The organism is Paenibacillus sp. NPDC056933, from assembly GCF_042674385.1.
In the GTDB taxonomy this organism is placed as follows: Bacteria; Bacillota; Bacilli; order Paenibacillales; family Paenibacillaceae; genus Paenibacillus.
In genome coordinates this window covers 1-17,971 of the sequence record NZ_JBHUQN010000011.1, presented here as the reverse complement: position 1 = coordinate 17,971, position 17,971 = coordinate 1, and the positions used below count along the sequence as shown (strand labels likewise).

General features: G+C 45.1%; 24 protein-coding genes. 22 read left to right on the top strand and 2 right to left on the bottom strand.

All coding sequences use genetic code 11. The features are described from left to right. The 18 genes from rplO (at window position 1) to ACFTRD_RS31445 (ending at window position 12,934) form a co-directional block, all read left to right on the top strand. Window positions 1-441, top strand: coding sequence for a 50S ribosomal protein L15 (gene rplO, locus ACFTRD_RS31530; RefSeq protein ID WP_192271091.1), 441 nt, complete (start codon window positions 1-3; stop codon window positions 439-441). Beyond that, window positions 441-1,739: a preprotein translocase subunit SecY gene (gene secY / locus ACFTRD_RS31525; RefSeq protein WP_192271089.1), complete on the top strand. Its 1,299-nt coding sequence runs from the start codon at window positions 441-443 to the stop codon at window positions 1,737-1,739. Before rplO ends, secY begins: the two co-directional genes overlap by 1 nt. Window positions 1,740-1,829: 90 nt before the next feature. Continuing rightward, entirely contained in the window at window positions 1,830-2,474 is a 645-nt protein-coding gene (locus tag ACFTRD_RS31520) for an adenylate kinase (RefSeq protein WP_024633570.1), read from the top strand. Between the two features lie 4 nt (window positions 2,475-2,478). Continuing rightward, a complete protein-coding gene (gene map / locus ACFTRD_RS31515) occupies window positions 2,479-3,231 on the top strand; it encodes a type I methionyl aminopeptidase (RefSeq protein WP_024633569.1) in 753 nt (250 codons plus the stop codon). 10 nt (window positions 3,232-3,241) lie between these two features. Beyond that, window positions 3,242-3,547, top strand: a complete 306-nt coding sequence (locus tag ACFTRD_RS31510) for a KOW domain-containing RNA-binding protein (RefSeq protein ID WP_062329458.1) — start codon at window positions 3,242-3,244, stop codon at window positions 3,545-3,547. A gap of 3 nt (window positions 3,548-3,550) precedes the next feature. Beyond that, window positions 3,551-3,766: a translation initiation factor IF-1 gene (gene infA / locus ACFTRD_RS31505; RefSeq protein ID WP_017692098.1), complete on the top strand. Its 216-nt coding sequence runs from the start codon at window positions 3,551-3,553 to the stop codon at window positions 3,764-3,766. Window positions 3,767-3,918: 152 nt separating this feature from the next. After that, window positions 3,919-4,032: a 50S ribosomal protein L36 gene (gene rpmJ, locus ACFTRD_RS31500; RefSeq protein WP_003333770.1), complete on the top strand. Its 114-nt coding sequence runs from the start codon at window positions 3,919-3,921 to the stop codon at window positions 4,030-4,032. A 20-nt stretch (window positions 4,033-4,052) separates the two neighbouring features. Next, window positions 4,053-4,421, top strand: coding sequence for a 30S ribosomal protein S13 (rpsM, locus tag ACFTRD_RS31495; RefSeq protein WP_062329455.1), 369 nt, complete (start codon window positions 4,053-4,055; stop codon window positions 4,419-4,421). A 19-nt stretch (window positions 4,422-4,440) separates the two neighbouring features. Continuing rightward, a complete protein-coding gene (gene rpsK, locus ACFTRD_RS31490) occupies window positions 4,441-4,836 on the top strand; it encodes a 30S ribosomal protein S11 (protein ID WP_017692100.1) in 396 nt (131 codons plus the stop codon). A gap of 136 nt (window positions 4,837-4,972) precedes the next feature. Next, window positions 4,973-5,917, top strand: a complete 945-nt coding sequence (locus ACFTRD_RS31485; RefSeq protein WP_024633566.1) for a DNA-directed RNA polymerase subunit alpha — start codon at window positions 4,973-4,975, stop codon at window positions 5,915-5,917. Between the two features lie 34 nt (window positions 5,918-5,951). Next, on the top strand, window positions 5,952-6,317 hold the full coding sequence (gene rplQ, locus ACFTRD_RS31480; protein WP_017692102.1) for a 50S ribosomal protein L17: 366 nt from the start codon (window positions 5,952-5,954) through the stop codon (window positions 6,315-6,317). 159 nt (window positions 6,318-6,476) lie between these two features. Then, window positions 6,477-7,250 carry a tRNA pseudouridine(38-40) synthase TruA gene (gene truA, locus ACFTRD_RS31475; RefSeq protein ID WP_379386892.1) on the top strand — a complete coding sequence of 258 codons (774 nt, stop codon included), beginning with the start codon at window positions 6,477-6,479 and terminating at the stop codon, window positions 7,248-7,250. A gap of 205 nt (window positions 7,251-7,455) precedes the next feature. Continuing rightward, a complete protein-coding gene (gene rplM, locus ACFTRD_RS31470; protein WP_024633564.1) occupies window positions 7,456-7,893 on the top strand; it encodes a 50S ribosomal protein L13 in 438 nt (145 codons plus the stop codon). 19 nt (window positions 7,894-7,912) lie between these two features. Then, window positions 7,913-8,305: a 30S ribosomal protein S9 gene (gene rpsI / locus ACFTRD_RS31465; protein WP_024633563.1), complete on the top strand. Its 393-nt coding sequence runs from the start codon at window positions 7,913-7,915 to the stop codon at window positions 8,303-8,305. A gap of 676 nt (window positions 8,306-8,981) precedes the next feature. After that, window positions 8,982-9,674 carry a phosphoadenylyl-sulfate reductase gene (locus ACFTRD_RS31460; RefSeq protein ID WP_379386889.1) on the top strand — a complete coding sequence of 231 codons (693 nt, stop codon included), beginning with the start codon at window positions 8,982-8,984 and terminating at the stop codon, window positions 9,672-9,674. 86 nt (window positions 9,675-9,760) lie between these two features. Then, entirely contained in the window at window positions 9,761-10,930 is a 1,170-nt protein-coding gene (gene sat, locus ACFTRD_RS31455; RefSeq protein ID WP_379386887.1) for a sulfate adenylyltransferase, read from the top strand. Between the two features lie 67 nt (window positions 10,931-10,997). After that, window positions 10,998-11,753, top strand: coding sequence for an N-acetylmuramoyl-L-alanine amidase CwlD (gene cwlD, locus ACFTRD_RS31450; RefSeq protein WP_379386885.1), 756 nt, complete (start codon window positions 10,998-11,000; stop codon window positions 11,751-11,753). An 80-nt stretch (window positions 11,754-11,833) separates the two neighbouring features. Beyond that, window positions 11,834-12,934 (top strand): Mrp/NBP35 family ATP-binding protein, encoded by a 1,101-nt coding sequence (locus ACFTRD_RS31445; RefSeq protein ID WP_379386883.1) that lies wholly within the window; start codon window positions 11,834-11,836, stop codon window positions 12,932-12,934. A gap of 126 nt (window positions 12,935-13,060) precedes the next feature. Here the strand turns inward: ACFTRD_RS31445 and gerD are convergent, their stop codons facing one another. Continuing rightward, window positions 13,061-13,846: a spore germination lipoprotein GerD gene (gerD, locus tag ACFTRD_RS31440; protein ID WP_379386881.1), complete on the bottom strand. Its 786-nt coding sequence runs from the start codon at window positions 13,844-13,846 to the stop codon at window positions 13,061-13,063. Between the two features lie 125 nt (window positions 13,847-13,971). Between gerD and ACFTRD_RS31435 the strand changes: the two genes are divergently transcribed. Together ACFTRD_RS31435 and tnpA are read left to right on the top strand one after the other, a co-directional pair. Continuing rightward, complete coding sequence (locus ACFTRD_RS31435) at window positions 13,972-14,604, top strand: KinB-signaling pathway activation protein (protein ID WP_379386879.1); 633 nt, start codon at window positions 13,972-13,974, stop codon at window positions 14,602-14,604. Window positions 14,605-14,796: 192 nt separating this feature from the next. Continuing rightward, a complete protein-coding gene (gene tnpA / locus ACFTRD_RS31430; RefSeq protein ID WP_379386877.1) occupies window positions 14,797-15,270 on the top strand; it encodes an IS200/IS605 family transposase in 474 nt (157 codons plus the stop codon). A 223-nt stretch (window positions 15,271-15,493) separates the two neighbouring features. Here the strand turns inward: tnpA and pdaB are convergent, their stop codons facing one another. Continuing rightward, a complete protein-coding gene (gene pdaB, locus ACFTRD_RS31425; protein WP_379386875.1) occupies window positions 15,494-16,270 on the bottom strand; it encodes a polysaccharide deacetylase family sporulation protein PdaB in 777 nt (258 codons plus the stop codon). A gap of 121 nt (window positions 16,271-16,391) precedes the next feature. On the opposite strand from pdaB, the gene ACFTRD_RS31420 reads away from it, so the two are divergent. After that, the gene (locus ACFTRD_RS31420; RefSeq protein WP_379386873.1) at window positions 16,392-17,009 is read left to right on the top strand and encodes a stage II sporulation protein M; all 618 of its coding nucleotides are present in this window, start codon (window positions 16,392-16,394) and stop codon (window positions 17,007-17,009) included. A 207-nt stretch (window positions 17,010-17,216) separates the two neighbouring features. After that, the gene (locus tag ACFTRD_RS31415) at window positions 17,217-17,447 is read left to right on the top strand and encodes a hypothetical protein (RefSeq protein WP_017692114.1); all 231 of its coding nucleotides are present in this window, start codon (window positions 17,217-17,219) and stop codon (window positions 17,445-17,447) included. Window positions 17,448-17,971 lie beyond the last annotated feature (524 nt).

Sequence of the window (17,971 nt, the reverse complement as noted above, 5' to 3'; positions counted from 1 at the left end):
ATGAAGTTACATGAGCTTTCACCATCTCCTGGATCCCGCAAAGAACGTAAACGTCTTGGTCGCGGTCCAAGTAGTGGTACAGGTAAAACATCAGGTCGCGGTCACAAAGGACAAAACGCTCGTTCCGGCGGTGGTGTTCGTCCGGGCTTCGAAGGTGGACAAAATCCATTGTATCGTCGCTTGCCAAAACGCGGTTTCGTAAACCCAACTCGCAAAGAATATGCAGTTGTGAATACTGAAGACCTGAACAGTTTTGCTGCGGGTACTGAAGTAACTCCAGAATTCTTGATGACGAACGGCGTAGTGAAAAACGCTAAATCCGGAATCAAAATCCTGGGTAACGGTGAAGTCACTGTGAAGCTGACTGTTAAAGCTAACAAGTTTTCTCAATCTGCGGTGGAGAAAATTGAAGCTGCCGGCGGTACAACCGAGGTGATTTAATGTTCAAGACCCTAAAGAATATCTGGCGGGTTGAAGATCTGCGCAAAAGGGTATTATTTACCCTTTTTGTACTGATCATTTACCGCATCGGCTCCTTTGTTCCCGTACCGGGTGTCAACAAAGATGTGTTCGAAGCGACAAATTCTGCGGGTAAAGAAGTTTTTGGACTTCTCAATACGTTCTCGGGTGGAGCGCTCTTCCAGTTCTCGATATTTGCGCTCGGGATCGTGCCTTACATCACTGCGTCTATCATAGTACAGTTGCTTTCCATGGACGTTATTCCAAAATTAGCGGAGTGGGCTAAGCAGGGTGAACAAGGTAAGAAGAAATCTGCACAACTGACCCGTTATTTAACGGTAGGTCTGGCATTGATTCAAGCGTTTGGTACGTCGATCGGATTCAACCGCTTGTACAATACAGAGATGGTTCCTAATGCGACCTTTGCAGATTATATCTTGATCGCGATTGTACTTACGGCCGGTACTTCATTCCTGATGTGGCTTGGTGAGCAGATCACCGAGAAGGGCATAGGAAACGGGATTTCGATTTTGATCTTTGCGGGTATCCTATCCACGGTGCCTAATATTATCAAACAAACAATCGAATCCGACTTTATCCAAGCTGATCAACTGTTCATGAACATTCTTAAAGGGGTAATCGTTGCAATTGTTATTGTACTGATTATCATAGGGGTCATTTACATTCAGCAGGCGATTCGGAAAATTCCTGTACAGTACGCTAAACGTGTCGTAGGTAACAAAATGTACGGTGGACAGAATACACATATCCCGCTGAAGATTAATGCAGCAGGTGTTATCCCTGTCATCTTTGCATCATCGTTGTTGATGTTCCCATCGATCATCGCAAACTTCTGGGCTGATCGCGGTTGGGCACAGTGGATCGGAGCCAATCTCACTACACATAAACCTTTGGGTATGTTACTGTATGTAGTGATGATTTTCGGATTCACATTCTTCTATACTTTTGTACAGATGAATCCACAACAGATGGCTGACAATATGAAAAAGAACGGCGGTTACATCCCAGGCATTCGTCCGGGTAAAGCAACCGAGAAATATCTGACCCGTGTCATGACTCGTTTGACAACGGCAGGTGCCATCTTCTTGGCAGTCATTTCCGTTCTGCCTGTAATTTTGGGGGCACTTTCTGGTTTGCCTCAATCTGCGCAAATAGGGGGAACATCTCTCCTGATCGTAATCGGTGTTGCGCTGGATACGATGAAGCAAATCGAAAGCCAATTGATCAAACGCCACTACAAAGGTTTTATCAATAAATAGGCAATAGGTACCGGTCAAGCTAAGATTTACTTGCCGGCACCTATTGTGCTGTTTGTTGATGTAGGGTAGTCTTGGAGGGAGTGACATAACGTGAACATCCTATTCATGGGCCCTCCGGGGGCAGGAAAAGGAACGCAAGCAGACGTCATTGTGAAAGAGTTCGGTATTCCCCACATTTCAACAGGCGATGCATTTCGTCTCGCGATTAAGCAGGGAACTCCCATTGGCCTGAAAGCCAAGGAATATATGGATCAAGGATTGCTCGTACCAGATGATGTAACGATCGGCATCGTTGAAGAACGTTTGCAGCAGCCTGACTGCAGAGAAGGATTTCTCTTGGATGGTTTTCCAAGAACCCTGTCTCAAGCAGAAGCGCTCGATGGTATTTTGGATCGACTGAACTCAGGTCTCGATCATGTAATCAACCTGAAAGTGGACCGCAATAAATTGCTCGCCCGTCTGACGGGTCGTCGCATTTGTAAGAACTGTGGCGCCACTTATCATGTCGTGTTCAATCCGCCCAAGCAGGAAGGTATTTGTGATAAATGCGGCGGTGACTTGTACCAGCGCTCTGATGATAATGAAGAGAGCGTAGGCACACGTCTCGACGAATATATCAACAAAACAGCACCACTCCTCACATTTTATGAGAACAAAGGTCTTCTTCGTCAAATGGACGGAGAGCAGGATATCGATCAAGTCTCTCATGAAATCGTGTCCCTGCTGCGAGGTTAATTGAATGATCATTGGTAAGTCCGAAACGGAACTGGGCTTGATGAGGGAAGCAGGGAGAATCGTTGCAGAAACGCATCGTCTCTTGGCAGAGCATATCGCTCCCGGTATTACGACTGGAGAACTTGACCATATGGCCGATCAATACATCCGCAGTCAAGGAGCTGTGCCGTCTTTCAAAGGTTATAACGGTTTCCCTGCCAGTGTGTGCGCTTCAGTGAATGAAGAGTTGGTGCATGGATTTCCCGGCAAACGCAAGTTGAACGAGGGCGATATCGTTACGTTTGACATTGGCGCGCAGTACCAGGGGTATCACGGAGATTCTGCCTGGACTTATCCAGTCGGCCGTATTTCCGAAGAAGCCCGTCGTCTTCTGGACGTTACCGAGGCTTCGTTATACGCAGGTCTGGCGCTGGTAAAACCGGACGTTCGCTTGTTTACAATATCTCATGCGATTCAGAAATATATTGAAGATGAAGGGTTCTCGGTAGTGCGTGAATATGTCGGTCACGGCATAGGAGCTGATCTCCACGAAGAACCACAGATTCCGAACTATGGTCTTCCTGATCGGGGACCACGGCTTAAAGCAGGCATGGTGCTGGCCATAGAGCCGATGGTTAACGCAGGTAGAAGGTATGTGAAAACGTTGGAAGATAACTGGACTGTCGTCACGGTTGATGGATCGTTATGCGCCCACTTTGAACACACCGTAGCAGTTACACCAGAAGGCATGGAAATTTTCACAAAACTGAATGCGTAGGTGATAAGGCATGAACAATCAGTCTAATCCGCAGCTCGGTCAACTTGTGAAGATCCGTAAAGGCCGCAATGCGGACCAAGCCGCAGTAATTGTTGCTATAGCGGACAGCAGGTTCGTATATATTGCGGATGGAGACAAACGTAAGTTTGATCAACCCAAGAAGAAGAATATTCTTCATCTTGAACTCCAGCCGATGATTAGCAGCGAGGTTGTAAACAGTTTAAACGAGAGTGGTCGGGTGACAAACGGAAAGCTCCGCTTCGCGGTTCATTCGTTTCTGGAATCCACGAACATAGCTGAAGAGAAAGGAGACTGACTAATGGCCAAGGAAGATGTCATTGAAGTGGAAGGTACGGTTCTCGAACCGCTACCGAATGCAACGTTTAAGGTTGAGCTTGAGAACGGTCATCAAATTCTCGCTCACGTTTCCGGCAAGTTGCGGATGCACTTTATCCGTATCCTGACTGGAGACAAAGTGGTTGTTCAGTTATCGCCTTATGATTTGACAAAAGGTCGTATAACTTACCGTAAATAGTAGTAGACAGTTGCAATGAACTGTGAAGCTTATGAAGCGGGTTTTGCCCGGCAAAACTTGCGAAAGCTTCGAAGCCGGTTTTACAATAGTAGAACAAGGTCAATGCTTACGAAGAGGGTTTTGCTAAGCAAAACTTTGAGGAGGTAATTCACATGAAGGTAAGACCTTCGGTCAAGCCGATTTGCGAAAAATGCAAAGTCATTCGCCGCAAAGGGAATGTTATGGTTATCTGTGAAAATCCGAAACACAAACAAAAACAAGGTTAAAGAAGGGGGTGTAGCGTAAAATGGCACGTATAGCTGGTGTGGATTTGCCACGTGATAAGCGCGTTGAGATCGCCTTGACTTATATTTTCGGAATCGGTAAAACGACTTCCCAGAAAATTCTGAGCACAACAGGCATCAATCCGGACACTCGTGTTCGTGATTTGACGGAAGATGAAGTCAGCAAATTGCGTGAAAGTATCGACAAAGAGGTCAAAGTAGAAGGTGACCTGCGTCGTGAAATCTCTTTGAATATTAAACGTTTGACGGAGATCGGTTGTTACCGTGGAGTTCGTCATCGTCGTGGTCTGCCTGTTCGTGGACAACGTACGAAAACGAATGCTCGTACTCGTAAAGGTCCTCGTCGTACTGTAGCGAACAAGAAGAAATAATAAGGGGGGATAAGAGAAAATGGCTAAACCGAAAAAAGTCGTACGTACTAAACGTCGTGACCGTAAAAATATTGAATCTGGCGTGGCACATATCCGCTCCACGTTCAATAACACTATCGTTACCATTACGGACCCTCACGGAAATGCAATTTCGTGGGCAAGCTCAGGCGGCCTCGGATTCAGAGGTTCCCGTAAATCGACTCCGTTTGCTGCACAAATGGCTGCTGAGACTGCTGCCAAAGCTGCAATGGAACATGGGATGAAAGCCGTTGAGGTTATGGTTAAAGGACCAGGCGCAGGCCGTGAAGCAGCGATCCGCTCTTTGCAAGCTGCAGGTCTTGAAGTTAACCTGATCAAAGACGTAACTCCAGTCCCGCATAACGGATGCCGTCCTCCAAAACGTCGTCGTGTCTAATGAGATTTGCCCCTGCGTGTGGTATATTTCCAGCACAATCTGCTAATAATGGTTGTTTAGGCATACTACTACATGTTTTCGCAAGAGAAGGTAAATGTTTCATAGAGGACCGACGTTTTGAAGGAGGGGTATTGCAGTGATTGAAATCGAAAAGCCGAAAATTGAGACGGTAGACGTCAACGATGATGGCACCTATGGGAAATTCGTAGTAGAACCGCTGGAGCGCGGATACGGTACGACGCTTGGAAACTCGCTTCGCCGAATCTTACTCTCGTCACTGCCGGGTGCGGCAGTGTCTTCGGTTCAAATCGATGGCGTTCTGCATGAATTTGCTACAGTTCCTGGCGTAATGGAAGATGTTACGGAGATTATTCTTAACCTGAAAGCTTTGTCGCTCAAAATTCATTCGGACGAGGAGAAAGTGCTCGAGATTGATGCTGAAGGCGAAGGAGCAATTACGGCTGGAGATATCCGTGCTGACTCCGATGTGGAAATCCTTAACCCGGATCTTCATATTGCTACGCTCGGACCAGGTTCGAGACTTCACATGCGTATTTTTGCCAATCGCGGTCGCGGCTACGTCCAGGCAGATCGGAATAAACGCGATGACCAGCCGATCGGCGTCATCCCAGTCGATTCCATCTTCACCCCGATCAGCCGCGTTAACTACGCTGTGGAAAATACGCGTGTCGGCCAAGTAACCAACTATGACAAGCTCACGTTGGAAGTTTGGACTGACGGAAGTATTCGTCCTGAAGAGGCTGTAAGCCTCGGCGCTAAAATTTTGACCGAGCACTTGATGCTCTTCGTGGGTCTTACAGACGAAGCGAAAGATGCAGAGATCATGGTCGAAAAAGAAGAAGACAAAAAAGAAAAAGTACTCGAAATGACGATCGAAGAGCTGGATCTCTCTGTTCGTTCCTACAACTGCCTCAAACGTGCCGGTATTAATACCGTGCAAGAGCTGACTACGAAAACAGAAGAAGACATGATGAAAGTCCGTAACCTCGGGCGCAAGTCTTTGGAAGAAGTTCAAGAGAAGCTTGAGGAACTCGGTTTGGGACTCCGTACAGAAGAATAGACAGCCGAGTGCTTGAAGTGAAGGAGGGAAAACAATGGCATACCAAAAGTTGGGCCGTAATTCCAGCGCGCGTAAAGCTTTGTTCCGTGACCTGGTAACCGACCTGTTCTTATACGAACGCATTCAGACAACTGAAGCGAAAGCAAAAGAGGTTCGCTCTATTGCTGAAAAACTGATCACTAAAGCGAAAAAGGGAGATCTTCATGCCCGTCGCCAAGTGGCAGCTTATGTTCGCCGCGAAACAATCGATGGTGAGCAAGATGCAATCCAAAAACTGTTTAGCGAATTGTCCGGTCGTTACGCTGAGCGTCCAGGTGGATACACTCGTATCCTTAAACTGGGACCTCGTCGTGGTGACGCTGCGCCTATGGTTTACTTGGAACTGGTTGACCGCGCGTAAAACAGATGAGATGAGGAAAGGGGACAGAATCACTGATTCTGGATTAACCCTTTTTTTCTCTTCATTTCGGAATTCGTGCTGTAATAGAAGCTCCGGAAGGGGCTTCTTTTGCTGTTCGGGATAGGGACATGTATAGTATGGAACAAAGGTGAGGTAATAATGCGCAACTTGTGTATGACGTTAACTTATGATGGTACGGCCTATTACGGCTTTCAGGTTCAGCCGGGAGGGAATACCATTCAGGACCATCTCGAAGATGCCATTCGTGCTTTAACCGGCGAGAAGGTTAAAATTATGGGTTCAGGCAGAACGGATGCGGGCGTTCACGCACGTAGACAGATCTTCAATTTCCTTACGGATTCCCAGATCCCGATTGAACGTTGGTGTATTGCGCTCAACTCCAGATTACCATCGGATATTATCGTTATTGATGCGGTAGAAGTGCCATCCGATTTTCATTCTCGCTATGCAGCGAAAAAGAAGACATATCGGTATACCGTTAATGCGAATCAATTCCCGGATGTATTCAACCGAAGATTGCAATATCATCATCATGCCAAGCTGGACATTGAGGCAATGCAGGAAGGGTTGCGTCATTTTATCGGTACGTATGATTTCACTTCCTTTGCTTCACGCAAGTCTCAGAAAGACAATCATGTCCGTTCGGTATACGAAGCATGGATAGAAGTGGACCGTTCAATGTGCAGAGATCATCCGCGCGATCAGGGTGTCATTCACATCTATGTGAGCGGCAACGGCTTTTTGCAGCATATGGTTCGTATTATTGTAGGTACACTGCTGGAGATCGGAGAGGGCAAACGGAGAGCCTCTGATGTACCGAATATGATTGCTGCATGCAATCGTTCTGCTGCAGGACCTACTGCAGTTAGTTGCGGTTTAATGCTCTGGGATCTTGAATACAGAAAAGATTAAATTTGCGAAGTAAAATGCTTAATTAACACTTGCGATTTAAGCTCCTATCCTGTAATATAAAAGTTGTGTTTTCTTAATGGCTTTCCCACAGCCCCAATTAAGAGGGTCACATCGAAAGAATTATCCATCAACACCTAAAGTTATAACCTAATGAATGAAGATAAATGAATATAATGATGTTGAACATTTTAAGGAGGAACTTTTCATGCGTACCACGTACATGGCGAAGCCTAACGAAGTTGAGCGCCAATGGCACATCATTGATGCCGAAGGCAAAACGCTCGGACGTTTGGCGAGCGAAGCAGCTGCTTTGATCCGCGGCAAACATAAGCCACAATTCACTCCACATGTGGACACTGGCGATTTCGTTGTTATCATCAATGCAGAGAAAATTGTATTGACTGGTAAGAAAATGCAAGGTAAAAAATACTACCGTCACTCGATGCACCCAGGTGGTTTGAAAGTAACTACAGCTGAAGAGATGGTTAAAAACAAACCGGAACGTATGTTGGAATTGGCTGTTCGCGGTATGCTTCCTAAAACTCGCATGGGTGAGAAAATGAAGCTGAGACTTAAAGCGTACAGAGGCACTGAGCATCCACATGCAGCACAAAAACCAGAAGTTTACGAACTTCGCGGTTAATTAAAAGGAGGACAGTTTCATGGCACAAGTACAATACTATGGGACAGGTCGTCGTAAACATTCGGTAGCTCGTGTTCGCCTTGTACCGGGTGAAGGACGCATTGTCATCAATAAACGTGATATTAATGAATACTTCGGTTTGGAAACACTCAAACTGATCGTAAAACAACCACTGAACCTTACAGAAACACTCAGCAACTATGATGTTCTTGTTATCGCTCATGGTGGCGGTATCTCCGGTCAAGCCGGCGCAATCCGTCATGGTATCTCCCGCGCTCTGCTCAAAGCAGATCCGGAATACCGTGCTTCCCTGAAAAAAGCAGGATTCCTGACTCGTGACCCACGGATGAAAGAGCGTAAAAAATACGGTCTCAAAGCCGCACGTCGCGCACCTCAGTTCTCCAAACGTTAATATGCATTGTAAGCCTTTGGCCCCGGTCAAAGGCTTTTTTGTATTTTCCAGACTAATTAGGCTACATTAAATTGCTCACTACACAGGTGATGCAGCGGCGTAGCTTCAGGTTCCTCTGCAACGATTAAATGTTCTTTCCCTACTAATATTCCTATATTCCTATAGTCCGATTTTCCGAAATCCTCTGATCCATTTCTCGCTTAGAATATCACAATGTTTGTAATCTACTCATTTTTCGCACCCCATTCTCATCAGTTTTTCTTATGGTTTTGATAAAGGGACCTTACAAATGAAGATTACCATCGCACATTTATTTCAATACTAAATCCTCTATTATATTCTTTATTCCTTAGGATCTATAGAATGGTTCTAAACTTCGTTTTATCCATTTGGCGCCATAAACCCAGCACTGGCAATGGATTTCGATAATGAGGAAAAAGGGATAAGGTGAAAATCGATGATGCAACCCATGAATGATTTTATCCTATAATCTATTGAATGCGTAATTAAGACCAACTTATACTCAGGTGAACAAACAAAAAAGGGGCTCTTATTGAAGTAATTTACCACATGGGAGGCATTGACATCCCCAATGAAAGATTTATACTATACATAATTCATATTAGATTAGTCGGCTTTAGTATTTGTTGAAAAGCAGAATGGGGGAAATGCAGAGATGAACTTGTTGGAGAAGGAAGACCTTGCACGCAAGAAAGCTGAAGAGTTGGAGCATGCGAGTCCAGAGGATATTATTCGTTATGCCATTGAGACGTTTCCAAATATCACTTTTGCATGCAGCTTCGGTGCGGAAGATGTTGTACTTGTAGATATGCTTCAGAAGATCAGCCCATCTACGGATATATTTTATCTTGATACGGATTTTCATTTTAAGGAAACATACGAAACACGTGACAAAATGAAAGAGAAATACAATCTTGATTTTGTACGTGTTACTCCGAAAATTACTCCTGAAGAGCAGGCAGCTCAACATGGAGAGCAATTGTGGAAATCAGATCCGAATGCTTGCTGTAACATTCGTAAGGTTGAGCCACTGACACGCATCCTTTCACAGTATGATGCATGGATTACCGGAATACGGAGGGATCAGGCTCCAACCCGTGCAAATTCGAAGAAGGTCGAATATGATACCAAGTTCGGTCTCATGAAGTTCAACCCGATTGCCCACTGGACAACAGAAGATGTATGGGATTATATTCGTGCCAATAACGTCGTGTACAACCCACTGCATGATCAGAATTATCCGAGTATCGGCTGTGAGTATTGCACACGTCAGGTTATGCCTGGAGAAGATCCACGAGCGGGACGCTGGTCTGGAAATGATAAAACGGAATGTGGGCTTCATAAATAAATCCGTTTAGAATATGCGTTAGATGTTATAGTGCTATGAATTCAATCTTGGGGACATAAAAAATGAAGTAACAGGGAGCTGACAAGATGACTTCGATTCTGCCTCATGGAGGTACGCTGATTCAGCGTGTCGTACAAGGAGAAGAACGGGAACAATTATTACGGGAGAGCGAGAAACTTTCCTCTCTACGTATCAACAGCTGGACCATTTCCGATTTGGATCTGATTGGTGTGGGTGCATTTTCACCGCTTCAGGGTTTCATGAATGAAGAAGACTATTTGTCGGTTATATCTCGTATGCGTCTTGCTGACGGAACAGTATGGAGTATACCGATTACTCTGGCTGTAGATGAACAGCAGGCTGCATCGCTCCAGATCGGTGAGACTGTGGCACTTATTGGCGATGATGACGGGGTAACCTATGGTCTGCTGGAAGTGAAGAGTGTATACAATGTCGACCAAGGTGAAGAAGCGCGTCGTGTTTTCAAAACCGATGATCCAGAGCATCCGGGTGTGAAAAAGCTATTGGAACGACCTGCAACTTATGTGGGAGGACCGATTCAGGTTTTAAATCGCCCCAAACCAGCAAAATTCGAACAGTTTTATTATGATCCTGCTGAGACACGGAAGACGTTCCAGGATAAGGGGTGGAAGACCGTCGTCGGTTTTCAGACAAGGAATCCGGTCCATCGTGCCCATGAGTACATTCAGAAGAGCGCAATGGAGATAGTAGACGCTCTGTTCTTAAACCCGCTTGTAGGGGAAACGAAGTCAGATGACGTGCCTGCTGATGTGCGAATGAAGAGTTACCTGGTTTTGCTGGAGAACTATTATCCGGCCGATCGTGCGTTTCTCGGGGTGTTCCCGGCTGCTATGCGGTATGCTGGTCCACGTGAGGCGATTTTCCATGCTATGGTTCGCAAAAATTACGGTTGTACCCACTTTATTGTAGGCCGTGACCATGCAGGTGTGGGTGACTACTATGGAACGTATGAAGCTCAGGAGATCTTTACTAACTTTACAGCCGAAGAACTCGGAATCACTCCTTTGTTTTTCGAGCATAGTTTCTTCTGTACCAAATGTGGAAACATGGCATCCAGCAAAACTTGTCCACATGATAAAGAACACCATATGGCGCTTTCCGGCACCAAAGTACGCGGGTTGCTCCGTGACGGCCAGTGCCCTCCTCCTGAATTTACACGTCCTGAGGTAGCTGAGGTGCTGATTGAAGGAATGGCTGAGCAAGTCCGCTCCTAACGGTATATTTGTCCATCTTGTCCCATATAGATGATTAGAATCATTTATAGAGACGAGGTGGTTTTTTATGCGTAAAAATATGGGGAAGCACTTTGTGGTCTGGATCAGGTTGCGTACAATCAAGAGGGTCATGCTAAGCCTCTGTCTGCTTGCGATGTTTGTTGTGGTAGTCACGTATGAACTCCCTTCATCCAAAATGTCCGGTTACTGGAGTTTGCCGTTAGCAGGTAAAGTCATAGCCATTGATGCCGGGCATGGAGGACCAGATGGGGGAGCAGTCAGTAAGCAGGGAGTCATTGAGAAAGACATCAATTTGTCCATTGCCTTATATGTGCGCGATTATCTGCAGCAGGCTGGGGCCTTGGTTGTGATGACCCGAGAAATAGACACCGATCTGGCTGCTTCAGATACCAAAGGGTACTCCAAACGCAAGACGGAAGATCTGAAACAAAGGGTAAGAAGAATCGAAGATAAACAAGCGGATCTTTTTATCAGTATTCACATGAATAGTGTTCCTTCGAACCGGTGGAGTGGCGCGCAAGTTTTTTATACACCCAACCATCCCGACAATGAAGGACTGGCCAACCTGCTCCAGCAAGAAATGATTCGTAATTTGGAGAATACAGATCGAATAGCTAAAACGGTTAATACGGTTTACTTGCTCCAGGCCCTAAAAATCCCCTCGGCACTTGTGGAGGTAGGATTCCTTTCTCATCCGGAAGAGGCGCGTATGCTTGCCGATGAAGCCTATCAGCGCAAAGTGGCTGCATCGATCTATAACGGCATTCTCCGTTATTCCTCAGGAGAACGTCCTAAAAGTTAGTCATTATTAGAAAGGTAATGATATAATTGGACCAGCATACCTAAATTACATGCCAATAGATAAAGCTGAGGTGCTGTCTGATGTTATCAAAAGAACAGATACTTGAACTATTGCAGCCATTACTGGAACCGCAATTGGGAGTAAGTTTGACCGAACTCCAGTGGATCCGCGATGTCATGGTTAAAGAAAATCATGTTGCTCTTACCATTGTGACGTTGGAGAACCACTCAGAAGAGACCACTGCTCTTAGTGATGCCGCGCGCAATCTGTTGTCCCAACACGGAGTGAATGATGTACATATTCGTCTGCGTGCAGCGTCTGAGCATGAGCGTGAGAGCCTGAATAGGGGACAAGCCGAAGATGAGGGTGAGCAGGACGAAGTGCTTGTAAAAGGCCACGCAGCAGGGCTGGATGGGCATGAGTTGTTAAGTCCTGAATCCGGAGTTCGCTTTATTGCGGTCGCAAGTGGTAAGGGAGGCGTGGGCAAATCAACCGTAACCGTTAATCTGGCTACAGCTCTGGCGCGTCAAGGCAAGAAGGTTGGTTTGATTGATGCAGATATATACGGCTTCAGTGTACCTGATATGATGGGGATTGAAGAATATCCAGTCGTTGAGGATGGAATCATTCAGCCTGTAGAGCGGTTTGGTGTAAAAGTAATGTCCATGGGATTCTTTATTCGAGAGAACAATCCGGTGATTTGGCGTGGACCAATGTTAGGGCGGATGTTGCGTCAATTCTTTACCGATGTAAATTGGGGGGAGCTGGATTACATGTTGCTCGATCTGCCTCCCGGAACGGGTGACGTCGCATTGGACGTGCATCAGATGCTGCCACATAGCAAAGAAATCATCGTTACAACACCGCATGCAACAGCTGCCTTTGTAGCTGCACGTGCAGGTGCCATGGCGATTCAGACGGAACATGAGCTGCTTGGTGTTGTGGAGAACATGGCTTATTATGAATGCAGCAAATGCGGGGAGAAGGATTACGTATTTGGCCGAGGGGGCGGTGGAACTCTTGCCGAGAGCCTGCATACAACTTTGCTAGCGCAGATTCCATTGGGAACGCCGGACAACCATATTTCGGAACCGGACTTTTCCCCATCTGTTTATAAGGCAGAGTCGCGAATTGGAGCGATTTACGATGAAGTTGCTCAATCTATTGATGCCAATTTTTAAATTTTTGAATATGTAAAATGTAAAAACAAAAGCCCACATCTTCGAATGCGGGCTTTTGTGCTTCTATATGCGTATCCCTACATAACTTCTTCAGTTGGAAGAATTTGGAACGGTTTTATCAATATTTTAAGATCCTCCGCTACTTCCTCCATCACCGCCGCTGCCGCCATCTCCTCCATCACCGCCGCCGCTACCGCTACCGCCATCTTCACCTTTACTTTTACCTTTACCTTGTTGATCCCCTTGACCGCCGCTTTCAGTTTTGGGCTGGAGTTCATCCTGTACTACTTTCTTTAATAAGGTTAGCACCTCCATGCGAAACAAAGGGTTCTGCATGACTTCTTGCATAACAGTCATCGTTTGTTTACGGTATTCAGGTGTTTTGGTCATGTCCATGAACATCTTGGATACATCAGGGGATTTCATGACATCTTCAATCGACTTTTGATACGTTGGGTCTTTGATCAATTGCATATGCAGTTGTTTGCTTTGAGCATTGATTACTTTGGCGAATTCGCCTGCGAATTGAGGGTCTGTCATGATTTTCTCGAATTCCTTCTTGTACTCTGGAGCAGTGATGGTATCTTTTACAGCAATACGTATTTGTTCCGAAGATTGCATAGGCATTAACATTTTCATTCCCACTGTTCCAGATCCACCGCCTGCACCACCACCTGCACCACCACCTTGGCCGGCGCCCCCACTTTGTCCCCCTCCAGAAGAACTTTGTCCTGTAAGAGCTTCTTCAACCGCTTTTTTTCCTTCGTCACTTTTGAGAATATCCACGACCATCGTTTTCATCTCTTTATAACCGCCCTGAGGAGGCGAGTAATTCTGATCTGAGCCACAGCCGGCGAGCATGACGGATAGTCCAATTACGACACAGCATAACTGCCACAAAGGCCGTTTCATGTGCACAACCCCTCCTTGATTAGATACTGGATGTAGTATGTGATGGTAAACCGCTAAATATGTTGAATGATGATGGTTTTTTGCTGTGAAGGTTGGTAAAATAAACTCTCGGGGGTGGAAAACATTTGAATTTACGTAAATGGTTTTTCCTATTTTGGTCAGCTTTGCTGATTGGGGCTGCAGGATCATTAGTGACGGGTCTAATTATGATGTTGGTTAATGGAGAAAAAACGAATGGGGTAACCGATTTTTTAATTTATCTCCTGATTTTGTTTGGGTCCGGAATTATGATTAGCGTGTATTCGCAGATGGGTTTTTTCGCATACTTGATATTGAACTATATGGGCAAAGGTGTATTTTCAAAACGAAGTTGGCAAATGGTACAGATTGTTTTAACCGTGTTGGCTTTGCTTGATGTGATGTTTTTACGCTTGTTTGTCGGTGGGGAACGAGAACGCCTATCCGATATTGTGCTTGGAATCATTATTTTGGCAGCTGGAATTGTTACCGCTTACGTAAAGGTAAAGCAGACGCATATTACGGCCCTGGTGCCTACGCTCTTTTTCATGGTAGCTGTTACCGTGGTGGAGACGATCGGTGTGCTGCGAATTGATGTGAATGCGGCCACCATCTTTATTGTGGTTCCACTGCTAATCTGTAATGCATACCAAATGCTAATATTGCATAGGCTGGTGGATGGAGCCATGGAGGAACGGGCAAGCGAAAAGAAAGAGCAAATACAAGAAAGCCATGCGTAACGATTATCTTAAAAACGCCAAAAAGAGCTAACCAGGTTAGCTCTTTTCATTATGGCTTTAGCCAGTTGAGTGCGTGAAACGCGCGAAACAAAAAACCACCCGCTATGCGGGTGGAGGGGTCGAGGGTTTGACCACCATGACCATTCCAATAAAATTGAGATGTTCAGGCTCAAAAGGAAGGAATGGTCATCAATGGCAACCAAGAGCTACAGCCTAGCTCACACAAAGTGGATGTGTAAATACCATATTGTGTTCACCCCGAAGTATAGACGGAAAGAAATCTATAATCAAGTAAGACGAGATTTAATCGAAATCTTCAAACGTTTGTGTAAATACAAAGGAGTAGAGATTATAGAAGGCCACATGATGCCCGATCATGTCCACATGTTGGTGGCGATTCCACCGAAAATGGCAGTCTCAACGTTCATGGGATATCTAAAGGGAAAAAGTTCGCTAATGATATTCGAAAAACATGCCCAGTTGAAGTATAAATACGGAAATCGAGAGTTTTGGGCAGAAGGGTACTATATGAGTACAGTGGGTCTAAATGAAGCAACGGTAAGAAAGTATATTCGTGAGCAAGAGGCACATGATCAAGCAGTAGATAAGCTGAGTGTAAAAGAATACGAAGATCCATTTAGCAGTAATCGGAGCAAAAAGAAGTAAAACCAGTTTAACTGGTAAGTGAAAGTGACAAAAAACACTGAGCCTGGACAGATCTGCTGTCAGGCTAGCGTCTTTAGGCGCAGTTTGGCAACAGGGGGTTATACCCCAAGAGCAAACCACCCGTTGGACGGGTGGTCATGATTTATGGTGATTCAGCGCTTTTACTGGATAACTCCAAAGGTTACGATTACGTTAGATGCAGCAGCAAGCTATGCGGTTAACGTTACTGTGCGCTGGCCTGGTCGCGAACCTCTTTACCTTTAACACTTGAATGATTGAGCAGTTCGGAAACAGTCACGAATTCATACCCTTGCTTTTTTAACTTGTCGATAATGACAGGCAATGCTTCGTGCGTTTGTTTCGATGAATCACTGGCGTGCAGCAGCACGATGTCACCCGGATGTGCCTTGCTGACAACACGATCAACAATGGTTTGTACACCAGGGTTCTTCCAATCCTGCGAATCGGTATCCCACTGGACCACTTGATAGTTTAGGCTACTGGCTACCTGAAGAACTCGTTTGTCAAAATCCCCATTAGGCAGGCGCAGTAATTTCGGTTCTTTTCCCGTTAAATCGGTTAAAATGCTATGAGCTGTAGAAATTTCCTTGCGTATTTGATCTTCAGTCAAGCTGCTGTAGTTGTCGTGTTTGTGCCCGTGGCTGCCAATCTCGTATCCTGCGTCTTGGATGGCTTTTACAATCTCGGGGTGTGTCTTACTCCAGGGGGAGGACAAGAAGAAAGTGGCCTTCTGAACTTTATTATCCTGAAGGACCTTCAGAATAGGTTCTGTCCTTTTATCTCCCCAGCTAATGTCAAAGGTGAGTGCAATCACCTTCTTTTCGGTCGGAACGCTGTACACGGCGGATGGTGCATCCTCCGAGAATACAGAAATATTGCCGCTCTCCAGATAAATAATCCCGATAGCAAAGACGGCAGCAACCAGCACAATCAGGAAACGTTTGATCTTTTTGCCGCTAAATACATAGAACGAGTTCATTCAATAAGCGCCCCTCTCCCTTAAGAAATGCTTGTTTACTCTCCAATGTATGCTCGTACCTCGCAGTTATTCGTATCAGACGGTTTGTTTGTCCATCATCTTGTTTCCACAGGAGGTTATCATGTTAAAATTCAGTACATTTCTCAGAGCTCTAGGTTCGATTAGGAGTGCATTAATTTGGTCAGTTGTGCTGTTTGTTGTTGGCATAGGTGCAGGGTGGGTTGGTACGGGTCCGCTGGAGGATTTGTTGTTAAAACAGATTGGGGGACTCAGAGAGGTCAGTGAACGACTGGAGCAGGGGGGGAATGTGCAATGGAACTTCTTCCTGTTTATCTTTTTCAATAATGCCATCAAAAGCGTACTTGTGATATACGCCGGTCTGTTCTTTGGTATTCTACCTGTCATTTTCCTGTTGATTAATGGAATGGTTATCGGTTTTCTGGTACACACCACAATGAACTATGGGGCAAGCTTTTTCGATATTGTCGTTAAGGGACTACTTCCCCATGGAATTATTGAAATTCCGGTCATTATTATCGCATGTGCATTCGGATTAAGATTTGGTGGGTTGGTTCTCAAAAGTCTTTTCAAATTTGGTGGGGACAAACGAAATAAGCTCGGCAGCCAGTGGGGTTCGTTTATGCGCACTACCGTAACCGCCTCCTATTGGATTGTTATATTGCTTCTTGTTGCAGCGATAATCGAAAGTACACTCACGTACAGCCTGGTGCGAGGATAAATTAATATGGGATGACATTCATAAATTTTCAGAAAGTTGACCATAACAATAAAACGGGTTTCAGAAGCAGCCACAAAAAGGCAAACAAAGATGATCCTGGGATTGCTTCTCAAACCGGCGTTGTCCAATATAGAGCTCTGACCGAAAGGGCATGAACTTGAATACATAGGCACGCCATTATCCATATGCAGAAAAAGGAGAACTCTAATGCTGGGTATGCTGTTTAACGAGAAGGAATGCAAAGAACTGGATTATGTATTACGCAAAGAACTTGATGAAATGTTGTTCGATTTAAGTGATAACCGTCTCGATCAAGAGATTAAATACGCCATAGCGAGCCGCTACAAGACAGTATTCAGGATGTATGCACGCTTTGCGCCACCCAAAGAGCTATCCAAATATGCAAGAGGCGGTAAATTAAAAAAGTCCAAGCCATAATGATATGCCCATAAGGATAATTCAGTTGAACAATACAAGAGAGGTGCGGCCCGTATAGCCAGAGCTGTACCTCAAACATTATGAATGAGATATAAGGTTAAAGAAGAGAAGAGCTTGGGAGGGGATAGGAAACAATTTGTCGAAAAAGGGTTGACCTTTTTTGTTCAATATGATAAATTAATTTTCGTTCCTTTTTTAAGGAGAAGTTAACTGAAACAAGCACCAAAATATAGTAATGAGAATTAAACCAAAAAAAGTGCTTGCCAAGTAAACTTAAACATGATATATTATAAAAGTCGCCGCTGAAAACACGGTGATGCGAAAAACAGCAACAAATTGAATGTTTGATCTTTGAAAACTGAACAACGAGTGAGTAACGATCTTGCTTGCGAGGTCGACGCTGAGAAATCGGTATTCGTCTTCGGACGGTATGATTTCGAAGCACAAATGAGATTTTTAATCTCGTCAGATTCAAAATGAGCTAATCGCTCTTTTCAATACTTTATTGGAGAGTTTGATCCTGG

Coding starts and splice junctions, on each gene's coding strand:
- gerD (WP_379386881.1), bottom strand. CDS start 13,846: ATGAAACGGCCTTTGTGGCAGTTATGCTGTGTCGTAATTGGACTATCC.
- rplQ (WP_017692102.1), top strand. CDS start 5,952: ATGGCATACCAAAAGTTGGGCCGTAATTCCAGCGCGCGTAAAGCTTTG.
- map (WP_024633569.1), top strand. CDS start 2,479: ATGATCATTGGTAAGTCCGAAACGGAACTGGGCTTGATGAGGGAAGCA.
- infA (WP_017692098.1), top strand. CDS start 3,551: ATGGCCAAGGAAGATGTCATTGAAGTGGAAGGTACGGTTCTCGAACCG.
- ACFTRD_RS31445 (WP_379386883.1), top strand. CDS start 11,834: ATGTTATCAAAAGAACAGATACTTGAACTATTGCAGCCATTACTGGAA.
- rplO (WP_192271091.1), top strand. CDS start 1: ATGAAGTTACATGAGCTTTCACCATCTCCTGGATCCCGCAAAGAACGT.
- ACFTRD_RS31415 (WP_017692114.1), top strand. CDS start 17,217: ATGCTGGGTATGCTGTTTAACGAGAAGGAATGCAAAGAACTGGATTAT.
- pdaB (WP_379386875.1), bottom strand. CDS start 16,270: ATGAACTCGTTCTATGTATTTAGCGGCAAAAAGATCAAACGTTTCCTG.
- rpsK (WP_017692100.1), top strand. CDS start 4,441: ATGGCTAAACCGAAAAAAGTCGTACGTACTAAACGTCGTGACCGTAAA.
- ACFTRD_RS31420 (WP_379386873.1), top strand. CDS start 16,392: ATGTTAAAATTCAGTACATTTCTCAGAGCTCTAGGTTCGATTAGGAGT.
- rplM (WP_024633564.1), top strand. CDS start 7,456: ATGCGTACCACGTACATGGCGAAGCCTAACGAAGTTGAGCGCCAATGG.
- rpmJ (WP_003333770.1), top strand. CDS start 3,919: ATGAAGGTAAGACCTTCGGTCAAGCCGATTTGCGAAAAATGCAAAGTC.
- tnpA (WP_379386877.1), top strand. CDS start 14,797: ATGGCAACCAAGAGCTACAGCCTAGCTCACACAAAGTGGATGTGTAAA.
- secY (WP_192271089.1), top strand. CDS start 441: ATGTTCAAGACCCTAAAGAATATCTGGCGGGTTGAAGATCTGCGCAAA.
- rpsM (WP_062329455.1), top strand. CDS start 4,053: ATGGCACGTATAGCTGGTGTGGATTTGCCACGTGATAAGCGCGTTGAG.
- ACFTRD_RS31510 (WP_062329458.1), top strand. CDS start 3,242: ATGAACAATCAGTCTAATCCGCAGCTCGGTCAACTTGTGAAGATCCGT.
- rpsI (WP_024633563.1), top strand. CDS start 7,913: ATGGCACAAGTACAATACTATGGGACAGGTCGTCGTAAACATTCGGTA.
- cwlD (WP_379386885.1), top strand. CDS start 10,998: ATGCGTAAAAATATGGGGAAGCACTTTGTGGTCTGGATCAGGTTGCGT.
- ACFTRD_RS31460 (WP_379386889.1), top strand. CDS start 8,982: ATGAACTTGTTGGAGAAGGAAGACCTTGCACGCAAGAAAGCTGAAGAG.
- truA (WP_379386892.1), top strand. CDS start 6,477: ATGCGCAACTTGTGTATGACGTTAACTTATGATGGTACGGCCTATTAC.
- sat (WP_379386887.1), top strand. CDS start 9,761: ATGACTTCGATTCTGCCTCATGGAGGTACGCTGATTCAGCGTGTCGTA.